11 protein-coding genes are annotated in these 13,238 nt (G+C 64.1%); 8 read left to right on the top strand and 3 right to left on the bottom strand.

What is annotated here, in order from left to right; genetic code table 11:
• Positions 1-23 precede the first annotated feature (23 nt).
• Complete coding sequence (locus tag ACYU8T_RS05105; protein WP_461159752.1) at positions 24-1,277, bottom strand: tetratricopeptide repeat protein; 1,254 nt, start codon at positions 1,275-1,277, stop codon at positions 24-26.
• A gap of 127 nt (positions 1,278-1,404) precedes the next feature.
• Entirely contained in the window at positions 1,405-2,685 is a 1,281-nt protein-coding gene (locus tag ACYU8T_RS05100) for a hypothetical protein (protein WP_097091582.1), read from the bottom strand.
• 226 nt (positions 2,686-2,911) lie between these two features.
• On the opposite strand from ACYU8T_RS05100, the gene gyrA reads away from it, so the two are divergent.
• Together gyrA and ACYU8T_RS05090 are read left to right on the top strand one after the other, a co-directional pair.
• The gene (gene gyrA, locus ACYU8T_RS05095; protein ID WP_461158718.1) at positions 2,912-5,644 is read left to right on the top strand and encodes a DNA gyrase subunit A; all 2,733 of its coding nucleotides are present in this window, start codon (positions 2,912-2,914) and stop codon (positions 5,642-5,644) included.
• Positions 5,641-5,988: a DUF952 domain-containing protein gene (locus ACYU8T_RS05090; RefSeq protein WP_461158717.1), complete on the top strand. Its 348-nt coding sequence runs from the start codon at positions 5,641-5,643 to the stop codon at positions 5,986-5,988. Before gyrA ends, ACYU8T_RS05090 begins: the two co-directional genes overlap by 4 nt.
• 146 nt (positions 5,989-6,134) lie before the next feature.
• Here the strand turns inward: ACYU8T_RS05090 and ACYU8T_RS05085 are convergent, their stop codons facing one another.
• Positions 6,135-7,265 carry a glycosyltransferase gene (locus ACYU8T_RS05085; RefSeq protein ID WP_461158716.1) on the bottom strand — a complete coding sequence of 377 codons (1,131 nt, stop codon included), beginning with the start codon at positions 7,263-7,265 and terminating at the stop codon, positions 6,135-6,137.
• A gap of 53 nt (positions 7,266-7,318) precedes the next feature.
• Between ACYU8T_RS05085 and ACYU8T_RS05080 the strand changes: the two genes are divergently transcribed.
• The 6 genes from ACYU8T_RS05080 (at position 7,319) to ACYU8T_RS05055 (ending at position 13,238) form a co-directional block, all read left to right on the top strand.
• Entirely contained in the window at positions 7,319-8,164 is an 846-nt protein-coding gene (locus ACYU8T_RS05080) for a lysophospholipid acyltransferase family protein (RefSeq protein ID WP_461159751.1), read from the top strand.
• A 72-nt stretch (positions 8,165-8,236) separates the two neighbouring features.
• Entirely contained in the window at positions 8,237-8,881 is a 645-nt protein-coding gene (locus tag ACYU8T_RS05075; protein WP_461158715.1) for a phosphoribosylanthranilate isomerase, read from the top strand.
• The gene (gene trpB, locus ACYU8T_RS05070; RefSeq protein ID WP_461158714.1) at positions 8,878-10,107 is read left to right on the top strand and encodes a tryptophan synthase subunit beta; all 1,230 of its coding nucleotides are present in this window, start codon (positions 8,878-8,880) and stop codon (positions 10,105-10,107) included. Before ACYU8T_RS05075 ends, trpB begins: the two co-directional genes overlap by 4 nt.
• 103 nt (positions 10,108-10,210) lie before the next feature.
• Complete coding sequence (gene trpA, locus ACYU8T_RS05065; RefSeq protein WP_461158713.1) at positions 10,211-11,038, top strand: tryptophan synthase subunit alpha; 828 nt, start codon at positions 10,211-10,213, stop codon at positions 11,036-11,038.
• Positions 11,035-11,886 (top strand): acetyl-CoA carboxylase, carboxyltransferase subunit beta, encoded by an 852-nt coding sequence (gene accD / locus ACYU8T_RS05060; protein WP_097091588.1) that lies wholly within the window; start codon positions 11,035-11,037, stop codon positions 11,884-11,886. The genes trpA and accD overlap by 4 nt, the downstream gene beginning before the upstream one ends.
• Positions 11,887-11,912: 26 nt before the next feature.
• On the top strand, positions 11,913-13,238 hold the full coding sequence (locus ACYU8T_RS05055; RefSeq protein ID WP_461158712.1) for a bifunctional folylpolyglutamate synthase/dihydrofolate synthase: 1,326 nt from the start codon (positions 11,913-11,915) through the stop codon (positions 13,236-13,238).

Here is a 13,238-nt window from a genome sequence, read left to right as displayed (position 1 = left end):
GCGCGCTGGCCCTTCCCTAACACTTAGCTCGCAGGCGGCACTGCTACCGGCTGGAACGCCGTCTTGCGGCTTTGCTGGTCAACCCACACGCTCCAGAAACCGGCGACGTTCGCCCAATTGCCCGTAACCTGTGCAAGCGCCGTCTTCGCCGACGCCAGATCGCCTGACCGCGCCAGCGCTATGCCAAGGCGTGCATTAGCCTTCCCCTGGTCAACGCCGCCCTTCGACAAGGCGAGCCGGTACATCTCGACCGCCTGCGGGAACTGGCTGAGCGAGAAATAGCTGTCTGCCACAGACATCGCCGCCGACCCGTCCTTCGCAGCCGCGGCCTTCTTCGCGGCCGCTGGCAAGGCGGCGATTTCCTTCGCCGCCTTGGGCGTCACGCTCTTCATCAGGCTTGCCGTCACCGCCTGCGTCGGCGTCAGCTTGCCCGCCGAGCGGCCAGCCTCGATGATGGCCTTGGCCTCCGCATAATTGCCCGCCTTTTCAGCGAGCTGCGCATAGGCCTGATAGTCACGCTCGCTCGCCATCGCTCCATTGGCCGCCTGCAAGCGGTAAAGGTCAAGCTGCGGCTGCGCGTCGGTCCCCGGCGCCGTCATATAATTGGAAAGCGCGGACCGCCATTCCCCGGCCGATCCATAACGGGCCAGGCGCTCGCGATAGAGCGATCCCACCTCGGCCCAGTCACCCGCTGCATAAGCGAGCGAGATGGCACGGTCATACCAGGCAGCCGGGATCGCCTGCCCCGACGCGCGCTGCCGCGCCAGCGCTTCCTGTACGAAGGGTCGCGCGTCCTTCACCTTGTTCTTGCGCAGGTAGATGTCCGCACGCAGCATCGTCGCGTCGATGCCGTCATACCCCAGCGTCTTGGCATAATCGAGCTGCGCCAGCGCGTCGTCATAATTGCCCACCACATAGGACAGGTAGCCGGCGGTGTAGCGCAGGCGCGGCGCATCCTTCTTGGGCACGGAATTCGTCTTGAACATGTCGGTCAATGCCACGCGCTGGCCCTGGAAATTGCGCTTGAGCACCGCCAGTTCGAACCGCAAGGCTGCGGCAACATAGGCCTCATAGTCGCTGACCGGCATCAACCCGCTGATCTGCGCCTGGGCATTGTTCGTGTCTCCTGCCTTGATCGCGCTGTCCGCCGCCTGTGCAGCTGCCCGGAACCCTTCGGACATGGTGATAACCGGCCCGCTGGTTGACGCCTTTTTCGCCGCCGCTGGCACCGCTACGACCGTAAGAGCCGTGATCGCAAGAAGCCCAGATTTCAGCATGGATTGTCGCAGCCCGATCATGTCGGCCGTCCCCTTTTATGTCAGGCGCCCGTTTCAGGCGCCGGTCCCTGTTCATGTCGATATGAAGAAGGTGCGCCACCCGGATGAGCAGCGCACCTTTTTGAGCTTAGGCCTTGGTCGCGAGATAGCTCAGCCAGAGGTCGGCGATCTTCTTGCGCGTGCCGGCCTGCACCGACTGCAACGCCGCCTTCGCCGATGCCACATCGCCGCCCAGGGCCTTGGCGATGCCAAGACGCGTATTCACCTCGTCCGCATCGACGCCGCCCTTCTGCTTGGCGAGTTCGAACATGGCCGCCGCCTTGGCATAGTCGCCATAGCCGAGATAAGCGTCAGCGGTCGCCGCTGCGATCTTGCCATTGGCCGCCTTGCGCGCATCCGCCTCGGCCGAAGCAAGCGAGGCCTTGTCACCGGCGATCTTCGGTGCCGCCGTCTGATAGAGATCGGCGCCCGACGTGCCCTTCAGCACACCCTTGGCTCGGCCCTGGTCAATCGCGGATTTCACCTCGCCATAGATGCCAGTCTTGGACGCCATTTCCCCATATTCGAGGAAGTCGCCAGCAACCACCAGGCCGCCCGAGGCCGCCATCAGACGCAGAACGTCCAGATTTTCCCGGTTGGTGATATTCGGGTTCGCCTGCTGGAAGAGGCGGACGAGGGTGCGGAGGTTTTCCCCATTCGGAGCTGCCTGATATGCCAATGTCGCCCATTCGGTCACTTCGGGCAGGCGCGATGCGGCGGCCCGGCTCACACCGATCTGATACCACTGCGCGGGCACCTGGCCGCCTGCAGCCTTTGTCGCGTCGGCAGCAGCTTTCAGCGCGGCAAGGCCCTTCTGATTGAGGCCGCGCGCAGGTTCAGCTCCGGCATTGGCCGTTCCCGCCTTGCCGAAATAGGCCTGCGCCAGCGTCGCATTGATGGACTCGGGCTTGTAGTTTGCCTGAATGGCCGCCTGCGCCCGCTGGATCGCCAGATCGTAATTCTTTGCCTGAAGCGCCTGATCGGCGGCAACCGCGTTGAACTGGCCGACCTGTTCTGCTGGGGTAAGGCCGCTGTCGAGCATCTGCGCCAGCGCCTCGCCCTGCATCGCGCTGTCCTTGGCGGCGATGGAGGTGTTCAGCTTGATGGCGCCGATCTGATATTTGTCATCGTTCGACTTGGCCTTGCTATCCGCATCCGCCAACGCCGCCTTTGCTCCTGCAAAGTCGTTCTTCTGCGCTGCGGCCTGCGCCGTCTGCAGAGCCTTGATGACGTCCGGAGAAACGTTCAGCTTGGGCGCGCCGCCCTTCTTGTCTTCCTTCTTCGCGGCCATCGCGGGCGCGGAAATCGCGCCTCCGGTCACCGCAAGGGCCAGCGCGAGCGCCACGGGGGATACAAAACGCATGATCATCTTCTCCTCTGTGCGCCTGGGGGAAAGGCGCCCCTTGATTGAGCGCCGTTTAGGGGACGGCGCGTGAATGACGTTTGAACATCGTATATGCAGCAGTTTTCCGCCTGTCAGCCCTTTCTTGCAGCTTGATCTGACGCGAGCGCGCGTGCGCGCGAGGGGTGACAGATTTGTTTCGCTCCGCTAGTGCATGAGCAACGAAACAGTTCCATCCAAAAAGAGAATCGCATTGACCGACGAGACTGCCCTCGCCGACCCTTCGGACATCAGCCCCATCTCCATCGTGGAGGAGATGAAGGCAAGCTATCTCGACTATGCCATGTCGGTCATCGTCGCCCGCGCCCTGCCGGACGTGCGCGACGGGTTGAAGCCGGTGCACCGCCGTATCCTCTTTTCGGCCCATGAATCGGGCTTCACCTATAACAAGCCCTATCGCAAGTCGGCGCGCATCGTCGGTGACGTGATCGGTAAATATCACCCCCATGGCGACAGCCCGATCTACGACGCCTTGGCGCGCATGACCCAGGATTGGGCGATGCGGGTCCCTTTGATCGATGGTCAGGGGAACTTCGGTTCAATGGATCCCGATCCGCCGGCGGCGATGCGCTACACCGAAGCGCGCCTGGCCAAGGTCACGAATGCCCTGCTGGAGGATCTCGACAAGGACACCGTCGATTTCCAACCCAACTATGACGCTTCGGAAAGCGAGCCGCAGGTTCTGCCCGCACGCTTTCCCAACCTGTTGGTCAACGGCTCGGGCGGCATCGCGGTCGGCATGGCGACCAATATCCCGCCTCACAATCTGGGCGAAGTGGTCCGCGCCTGCCTTGCCTATATCGACAACCCCGCCACCACCATCGACGAACTGATCCAGATCGTCCCCGGCCCCGACTTCCCTACCGCGCCGCTGATCCTCGGCCAGTCCGGAGCTCGCAGCGCCTATCACACCGGGCGCGGATCCATCATGATGCGCTCGCGCCACGTGATCGAGGAAGGTCGCGGCGACCGTCGCTCCATCGTCCTCACCGCCATTCCTTATCAGGTCGGCAAGAATGGCCTGGTCGAAAAGATCGCCGAAGCCGCCAAGGACAAGCGGATCGAGGGCATCAGCGACATTCGCGATGAATCCAATCGCGAAGGCGTGCGCATCGTCATGGACCTGAAGCGGGATGCGACGCCAGAGGTCGTGCTGAACCAGCTGTGGCGCAACACTCCCGCGCAGTCGAGCTTCCCGGCCAACATGCTCGCCATTCGCGGCGGCCGTCCCGAACTTCTCAACATCCGCGATATCATCGAAGCCTTCGTCAAGTTTCGCGAAGAGGTCATCACCCGCCGTACGAAGTACGAACTCAACAAGGCTCGCGACCGCGCGCATATCTTGCTGGGCCTCGTCATCGCGGTCACCAACCTCGATGAAGTCGTTCGCACCATCCGTGGCTCGGCCAGTCCGGCCGAGGCGCGCGAAACGCTGCTGGCCCGCGAATGGCCGGTCGCTGAAATCGCGCCCTATCTGCGCCTCGTCGAAGCGATCGAGACAGAGGCGACCGGCGACACCTACCGACTGTCCGACGTTCAGGTCCGTGCGATCCTGGACCTGCGCCTCCACCGCCTGACCGCGCTTGGCCGCGACGAGATCGGCAACGAACTGGCCGAACTGGCCGCTGCCATCGCCGAATATCTCGAAATTTTGGGCAACCGGCAGAAGCTCTACGCGGTGATGCGCGAGGAGTTCGAGGCGATCGAGCGCGACTTCGCCACGCCCCGCATCTCGGAAATCACCGCCGCCGCCGACGGCATCGAGGATGAAGACCTGATCGAGCGCGAGGAGATGGTCGTCACCGTCACCGTGCAGGGCTATATCAAGCGCACCCCTCTCGAAAGCTTCCGCGCCCAGGCGCGCGGCGGCAAGGGCCGGTCCGGCATGGCGACCAAGGATGAGGATGCGATCACCGAACTGTTCGTGACCTCAACGCACACGCCGGTCCTCTTCTTCTCCACCGCAGGCAAGGTCTACCGCCTCAAGGTCTGGCGCCTGCCCGAAGGTGGCCCCGCGACGCGCGGCCGTCCGATGGTGAACCTCCTGCCGCTCGGTCCGGGCGAAACGATCCAGACCGTGCTGCCGCTGCCCGAGGATGAGGATAGCTGGAAGGACCTGCACGTCATGTTCGCCACCGCGAACGGCACGGTCCGCCGCAACAGCATGGACGCCTTCGCCAACGTGCCGAGCAACGGCAAGATCGCGATGCGCTTCGATGAGGGCAGCGACGATTGCCTGATCGGCGTCGCCCTGCTGAGCGAAGAGGATGACGTCTTGCTCGCCACCCGCCAGGGCAAGGCGATCCGCTTCAAGGCGACCGATGTGCGCGAGTTTCAGAGCCGTACGTCCACCGGCGTACGCGGCATGACGCTGAAGGGCGATGATGAAGTCATCTCGCTCTCCATCCTCCACCGCGCCGGGACGACGCAGGAGGAGCGCGAAGACTATTTGCGTTTCGCCCCGTGGAAGCCGGAGAAGGAAGGCTCCCCCCAGATGAGCGAGGAGCGCTTTGCCGAGCTACAGGGCAAGGAGCAGTTCATCCTCACCGTCTGCTCCAACGGCTACGGCAAGCTATCGTCGGCCTATGACTATCGCCGCACCGGACGTGGCGGCCAGGGCATCACGAATATCGACAATATCGGCCGCAACGGCCCGGTGGTGGCGAGCTTCCCCGCGCGTCATGGCGATCATCTGATGCTGGTAACCGACCAGGCCAAGCTGATCCGCATGGGCCTCGACACCCTGCGCGTCATCGGCCGCAATTCGGCAGGCGTGCGCCTCTTCAACGTCTCGGACGATGAGCATGTCGTCAGCGCCGCGAAGATCGAGGAGAGCGACGAGGAAACGGAAATCAGCACCCCGGCTGGCATGGAAGTCTCACCCGAAGTCAGCCCCGAAGCCGACCCGGACCTCACCGAAGAGTGACGGAGCTCTTCGCCTACAAGATCCTGACCAGGGATCAGTATGACCAGCTAAAGACCGACGGCGTGTTCAAGGGCGCGCCCGTCGATCTGGCCGATGGCTACATCCACCTGTCCACCCGCGAACAGGCGGCTGAAACCGCCGCCAAGCATTTCGCGGGCCAGGACCACCTGGTGATGCTGATGATCGACCTTGCCCCCTTCGGCGATGCGCTCAAATGGGAAGAATCACGCGGCGGCGCCCTCTTCCCCCACCTCTACGCCGACCTGCCCGTCAGCGCGGTCGCGGGAAAGGTCGTCCTGCGGCTGGACGAACAGGGCAAGCATCTCTTTCCTGCAGGGTTCTGACGTGCCACAATGTGGTCGTTTGATCGCGATAGATCATCCGGCTCTATGAGCCACGTTCCACAAGCCGCTCGTCTGCTGGTATATTTCACTCTCCTAAATCACGACGAGCGAGAGATCAAAAATCAACTCAAGTCCTAGGCCGTTTGCTAAACGGATAACTCCCTCGCTCTTCTCATGCGCACCACCTTCCCGCCGCTCACCCAATAATCAAATCCGCCCCACCTGATCCGCCGTGATCCAGCCGCCGCGAGTTGCATCCCCCAATGCGCCCAGCATACGGCAAAAGGCGCCAGCACATCCCACCAGAGCGAACGCCGCGCCGCCCGCGCCTGGTCCGGCTCCAATACTCCCGCGATGATCCGCCGCCGCCCCAGCGCGCGACCAAAAGCCGCCGCATAGCCAATGGCCAGAGCGCCCCAACCACCCCAGCACATCGCCCAAACCCAACCCAAAGCTTGCGCGCCAACCACCAGAGCAGCGATGCCCCACATCCCCACGCTGTTCGTCACGATATGCCGGTACTGCCGCACGCCAAACGCAATCGCCCCGCCTCCCTCCAGCGGCGATGCCACCAGCAAATCCCGCACCGGCCGCAACCGCAGCTTCGCGCGCCATCCCGCAAGGCCGATCGCCATATCATCCGACAACCGCCCCGCCAGCGCCGCGTCTAGGTCGAGCCGCTCCGCCACCTCCCGCGTCAACGCCATCGCTCCGCCCCAGGGCATGGTCGCGCTCGCAGCCCGTGGCAATGTCGCCAGCTGCATCTCCACAGCCCCGACCAGCGCCGCCACAGGCCGCGCCTCAGGCAACAGCAGCCGATAGCCGGTCACGATGTCCGCCTTCCCCCGCACCAAGGGAAAGAGCAACCGCCCCACCAACCGGGCGGGCGGCTCGATATCCGCATCCACGAACACCAAATAGCGGTCCTCCGGCCGCAAAGCCCGCAAAGCCGCGCGCAATTTATGAACCTTCTGCCCCTCATTCACTGCCATGCCCGCGCGGACAAGCTGCACCCAATCCCCCTCCCGCGCTGCCAAAGCTTCCGCCGCCGCGCACCCGCCGCTCGACGCGATCACCAGCCGGAACCGCGCCGTCTGCGCCTTCAACCGGGCGATAAGTTCCGCCCCGCCATCCCAATCATTTCGCACCGACAGCAGGACGACCACGCCCTCAGGCGCTTCCTCCTTCCGGTCCACTGGAAGATGCCGCCAATAGTTCAGCACGCCCAGCAGCGTCAGCCCCTGCAGCACCGCCCACGCCCAAAAGGCCCAACCCATCGTAAATCCAAGCCCTTTACCGCCCCGACCGCTGCTGTATGACGCTTGGCAAGATGCTCTCCAACCCTTTTCTCTTCACCCTCCTGCGCATTCTCCCGGCGTCGGTCGCCTCATGGCTCGGCGGCTGGCTGTCCGCGAACATAGCCCGCAGGAACATGAAGCTGCGAGACCAGCGCGCCCGCGCCAACCTCGCCATCCTGCGCCCCGATCTGGATGAAGCCACGCGTGAGGAAATGCTCACCCGCCGCTGGATCAATCTCGGCCGCACCATGGCCGAACTCACCAACATCGACCGGTTGATCGAAAACGACCATATCACGGTCGAAGACGCCAAAGGCTATGAAGAGGTTCTCGCCGGTCCCGGCCCCATGATCGCGCTTGCCGTGCATATCGGCAATTGGGACCTGCTCGCCGCCCATATCAAGGCGTCGACTGACCGCCCCGGTCTCGGCGTCTATGACCCGCCGCAAGATCCGGGGCAGGCCGCCATGCTGAAGCGCGCCCGCAGCTCCTATATGGGGGAGGCGATCACCGGCGACGGCGCGGCTCGCGGTATCCTGAAGCATTTGACGACCAAGGACCGCGCCACCCTCTATATCCTGCTGGACGAGCGCCGCGATCGTCAGGTCTGGTTCCCCCGCTTCGGCCGCGACTTGCCGCCGTCCGGCAATCTTTCCGTCGCGCTGCGCCTAGGCCGCAAAGTCGGTGCGAAGTTCCTCCCCTTCTACCTGATCCGAACCACCGGGCCCAATTTCCGCGTCCACTGGCACCCGCCGCTCGACCCCGCGCAACTCACCGACGACCAGATCATGGATCAGGTCGACGCGTTCCTCGGCAAAGCCTGTATCGACCATGCCGACCAATGGCTGGCGCTCCACGATATGGATTTGACGGTCTGATCCTCCGTTCGGGCTGATCGCATGAGGATCAAACCGGTTCTCTCCCAACCCAACAGCCGCTAAAGCCCCCAAATGCCCCGACTCGCCATCAAGATTTGCGGCCTTTCCACGCCCGACACGATCGGCGCAGCCGTTCGGGCAGGCGCGACCCATCTGGGCTTCGTCCATTTCGCCAAGAGCCCCCGCCATGTCGAGGCCGACCAGTTGCGCGCTTTGGCCTCAACCATCCCCGCCCATGTCGAGCGCGTAGCTGTCCTGGTCGATCCTACAGACGAAACACTTGCTGAACTCGCCGCAACCAAGACTCTCACCGCCCTGCAACTCCACGGCAAGGAAAGCCCCGAACGCGCCGCCGCTATCGCCAAGCGCTTCGACCTCCCCGTCTGGAAAGCCATTTCCGTCAAGACCCGCGCGGACATCGATGCAGCGAAAGCCTATGCCGGTGCGGCCGACTTCCTCCTGTTTGATGCGAAAACGCCTGATAGCGCGGCGCTCCCCGGTGGAATGGGGCTCCGCTTCGACTGGACCCTGCTGCGCGGCGTCCCCATATCCATGCCCTGGGGCCTTTCAGGAGGTCTCGGCATCGACAATGTCGCCGAAGCGATCCGCATCACCGGCGCACCGATGATCGACGTTTCTTCGGGCGTGGAAAGCGCGCCAGGCATCAAGAGTGTGGACAAGATCATGGCCTTCTGCAAAGCGGCACAGCAATCATGACCATCAGCAACTCCCTCCGCTCGCAACCGGACGCATCCGGTCATTTCGGGTCTTTCGGCGGCCGCTATGTCGCCGAAACGCTGATGCCGCTCATTCTGGAGCTGGAAAAGGTCTACAAGGAAGCAAAGCAGGACCCGACTTTCGAAGCCGAGTTCGAAGAGTTGCTGCGAAGCTATGTCGGCCGGCCCAACCCGCTTTACTATGCAGGCCGCCTCACCGAAGCGCTACGCGCCGATGCCCCAGATGGTAAGGGCGCAAAAATCTATCTGAAGCGCGAGGAATTGAACCACACCGGCGCGCACAAGATCAACAATTGCATCGGCCAGGCGCTGCTCGCTCGCCGCATGGGCAAGAAGAAGGTGATCGCCGAAACGGGTGCGGGCCAGCATGGCGTCGCCACCGCCACCGTCGCCGCCTTGTTCGGCATGGAATGCAAGATCTTCATGGGCGCGAAGGATGTCGAGCGGCAAAAGCCCAACGTCTTCCGCATGAAGCTGCTGGGCGCGGAAGTCATTCCCGTCGTGTCAGGCTCGCAAACGCTAAAAGATGCGATGAACGACGCCTTGCGTCATTGGGTTTCAAACGTCCACGACACCTTCTACATCATCGGCACTGCTGCGGGGCCGCACCCCTATCCGGAACTGGTCCGCGACTTTCAGTCGGTGATCGGCAAGGAGGCGCGCCAGCAGATCGTCGAAATCGAAGGCTGCCTGCCTGACCTGCTGATCGCCCCGGTCGGCGGCGGCTCCAACGCCATTGGTCTTTTCCACCCCTTCCTTGACGATGTGGACGTCAAGATGATCGGCGTGGAAGCAGCGGGCGAGGGCCTCACCGGCAAGCATGCCGCCTCGCTCGCGGGCGGCGCGTCTGGCATCCTCCATGGCAACCGGACCTATCTGCTTCAGGACGAAGACGGCCAGATCACCGAAGCGCACAGCATTTCGGCCGGGCTCGACTATCCCGGCATCGGCCCTGAACATAGCTGGCTGCATGAGATCGGCCGCGTTCAATATATGCCGATCACCGATGACGAAGCGCTCGCCAGCTTCCAGAAGCTTGCGGCTCTGGAAGGCATCATCCCGGCGCTGGAATCCGCCCACGCCATCGCCAGCGCGGAAAAGGTTGCCCCCACGATGGACGCGGACCAGATCATCGTCGTCAATCTCTCCGGACGGGGCGACAAGGACATCTTCACCGTCGCCGACGCGCTGGGAGTGGAGATGTGATGCCCTTCCGCGCACTCCGTGCTCCTGCGAAGGCAGGAGCCCAGTCCCGCCGTCCGATCTGGATTCCTGCCTGCGCAGGAACACGCCCGCGCAGGGATTACTGATGACTGACCGCCTCGCCACCCGCTTCGCCGCCTGCAAGGAAGCAGGGCGCGCCGCCCTCGTCACCTTCGTGACCGCGGGCGACCCGACGGTTACTGCCACTCCGGCGATCCTCGACGCCCTTGTCGCTGGCGGCGCCGACATCATCGAACTCGGCATGCCCTTCACCGATCCGATGGCGGACGGCCCCGCGATCGAATTGGCAAATCTGCGCAGCCTTGGCTCGGGTACGAAGACCAAGGACATCTTCCATCTCGCCACCACCTTCCGCGCGCGGCACCCCCATACCCCGCTGGTGCTGATGGGCTATGCCAATCCGATGCTGATCCGTGGCTCCGAATGGTTTGCGAACCAGTGCCGTGAAGCAGGCGTCGATGGCGTCATCTGTGTCGATACGCCCCCCGAAGAGGACGCCGAAATCGGCCCTGCCCTGCGCGCGGCAGGCGTTCACCTCATACGCCTCGCGACACCCACGACCGATGCCGCGCGCCTTCCGACCGTGCTCGATGGCGCCAGCGGCTTCCTCTACCATGTCGCCGTTGCGGGCGTGACCGGCAAACAGCAGGCAGCCCAAACCGCCGTCGAACAGGCCGTGGAAAAGCTGAAGGCCGCGACGGACCTTCCCATCGCCGTCGGCTTCGGCGTCCGCTCCGCCGAGCAGGCCGCCGGGATCGGCCGTGTCGCTGACGGCGTGGTCGTCGGATCGGCCATTGTGGACATCATCGGCTCGCATGGCGACGCCGCCGCCCCCTTCGTTCAGGAGTTCGTCGCCACCTTGAGCGGCGCTCTCAAAGCCAACAGCCCCCATTTTCGGGAGACCGCCGCATGAGTTGGATCAACCGCGTCCGCAACGCCGTCCCCTTCCTTGCCAAAAAGGAAAGCACGGCCGAGACGCTGTGGCACAAATGCCCGTCCTGCACGGAAATGATCTTCATCAAGGAGTGGGAAGACAATCTGTCCGTCTGCCCGCGCTGCGACCATCATGGCCGCATCGGCCCGTCCGAGCGGTTCGAGCAAATCCTAGACGCGGGCTTCATCCTGCTACCGACCCCGCCGGTTCAGGAAGACCCGCTCAAGTTCCGCGATTCCAAGCGCTATCCCGACCGCATGAAGGCCGCCCGTGCCCAGACCGGGGATCAGGACGCCCTCATCAACGCGCGCGGCGCGATCGACGACGTTCCGCTGGTCATGGGTGTGCAGAATTTCGCCTTCATGGGTGGCTCCATGGGCATGGGCGTGGGCGCGGCATTCATCCAGGGCGTGAACGAAGCCATTGGCCATAAATGCCCTTATGTCATCTTCACCGCAGCAGGCGGCGCGCGCATGCAGGAAGGGATACTATCCCTCATGCAGATGCCGCGATCGACCGTCGCGATCCAGAAACTGCACGCGGCGGGCCTCCCCTATATCGTCGTCCTCACCGATCCGACGACGGGTGGCGTCACCGCCAGCTATGCGATGCTGGGCGATGTCCAGATCGCCGAGCCTAACGCCCTTATCGGCTTCGCAGGCCAGCGCGTCATCGAAAGCACGATCCGCGAAAAGCTGCCCGATGGCTTCCAACGCGCTGAATATCTTCTGGAACATGGCATGCTCGACATGGTTGTTCACCGTAGCGAATTGCGCGACACGCTCGCACGGGTGATCGGCTACCTCGCTCCCCGCGCGGCTGCCTGACGCCACCGCGCGAGGGATTTAGGGCCATGCCCGACCACGCCATTTCCGATGATCCGGGCGTTCAGGCTCAACTGGACCGGCTAGCCACGCTCTCGCCCGGCGCTGACACGCTTGGCCTCGACCGCATCACTCGCTTGCTTGACCGCCTGCGCGATCCGCATCGGGCGCTGCCGCCGGTGTTCCATGTCGCGGGAACCAACGGCAAAGGCTCGACCTGTGCTTTTCTGCGCGCGGCTTTGGAAGCGGACGGCAGGAGCGTTCACGTCTTCACCTCGCCCCATCTCGTCCGCTTCAACGAACGCATCCGCCTCAATGGCCAGCTGATCAGCGACGAAGCGCTCGCCCACTATCTCTCCCGCGTGCTGGACGTTGCGGAGGGTATCAACGCCAGCTTCTTCGAAGTCACGACCGCCGCCGCCTTCCTCGCCTTCGCCGAACATCCCGCCGACGCCTGCATCATCGAAGTGGGGCTCGGCGGACGGCTCGACGCCACCAACATCATCGAGAATCCCGCCGTCTGCGGCATCGCCCAGCTTGGCCTCGATCATCAGGCCTTCCTCGGCGACAATCTTCGCGCCATCGCCACTGAAAAGGCAGGCATCGCCAAACCCCGCGCGCCCCTCGTTACGCAGCGCTACCCCGAATCGCTCGCTTCCGTGATGCGCGAAGCCGCCAATCGCGCCCGCACGGTCTGGCTCCCCATGGGCCAAAGCTGGGACGCCGCAAGCTACCGCGACCGGCTCCATTACCGCGACGAGCAGGGCCGCCTCGACACCCCGCTCCCCCGCCTCCCCGGCGCGCATCAGGTACAGAACGCCGCGCTCGCCTTCGCCATGCTCCGCCATCAAAGCGCCTTGCCCGTCAGCGAGGCCGCCCTGAAGGCCGCGCCCCTCTGGGCGCATTGGCCCGCGCGCCTCCAGCGCCTGGACCACGGACCCCTGCTCGCCCCCCTCCCGCCTGGCAGCGAAGCCTGGCTCGACGGCGGCCATAACGCCGGAGCAGGCGAAGCAATCAGCGCCTTCTTCACCGCCGACCGGCTTGGCGGCCGCCAACTGCATCTCGTCATCGGGATGCTCGCCAACAAAGATGTGGACGCCTTCCTTGCTCCCTTCGCCGGGCGCATCGCGCACATCCACGCGCTCCCCGTGCCGGGCCATGATCATCACCCCCCAAGCCGCTTCGCCGCCATCGCGGAGCAATGGGGCATAGGCTGCAGTGCCCATGCAAGCCCCGCCGAAGCGATCCAGGCCGTCGCCACCACCAGCGGAGATCAAGCCCCGCTCCTCCTCATCGCCGGGTCGCTTTACCTTGCGGGCGAAATTTTGCGCCTGAACGAGCAGTTTCCTGACTGA

This window comes from Sphingobium sp. TomMM35A (genome assembly GCF_054771735.1).
This window is presented reverse-complemented; position numbering and strand designations above follow the sequence as displayed.

What these genes read in the sequence shown, in the direction of transcription:
- ACYU8T_RS05105 (WP_461159752.1), bottom strand. Translation starts at nt 1,277, where the DNA reads ATGCTGAAATCTGGGCTTCTTGCGATCACGGCTCTTACGGTCGTAGCG.
- ACYU8T_RS05100 (WP_097091582.1), bottom strand. Translation starts at nt 2,685, where the DNA reads ATGATCATGCGTTTTGTATCCCCCGTGGCGCTCGCGCTGGCCCTTGCG.
- ACYU8T_RS05085 (WP_461158716.1), bottom strand. Translation starts at nt 7,265, where the DNA reads ATGGGTTGGGCCTTTTGGGCGTGGGCGGTGCTGCAGGGGCTGACGCTG.
- ACYU8T_RS05080 (WP_461159751.1), top strand. Translation starts at nt 7,319, where the DNA reads ATGCTCTCCAACCCTTTTCTCTTCACCCTCCTGCGCATTCTCCCGGCG.
- ACYU8T_RS05075 (WP_461158715.1), top strand. Translation starts at nt 8,237, where the DNA reads ATGCCCCGACTCGCCATCAAGATTTGCGGCCTTTCCACGCCCGACACG.
- trpB (WP_461158714.1), top strand. Translation starts at nt 8,878, where the DNA reads ATGACCATCAGCAACTCCCTCCGCTCGCAACCGGACGCATCCGGTCAT.
- trpA (WP_461158713.1), top strand. Translation starts at nt 10,211, where the DNA reads ATGACTGACCGCCTCGCCACCCGCTTCGCCGCCTGCAAGGAAGCAGGG.
- accD (WP_097091588.1), top strand. Translation starts at nt 11,035, where the DNA reads ATGAGTTGGATCAACCGCGTCCGCAACGCCGTCCCCTTCCTTGCCAAA.
- ACYU8T_RS05055 (WP_461158712.1), top strand. Translation starts at nt 11,913, where the DNA reads ATGCCCGACCACGCCATTTCCGATGATCCGGGCGTTCAGGCTCAACTG.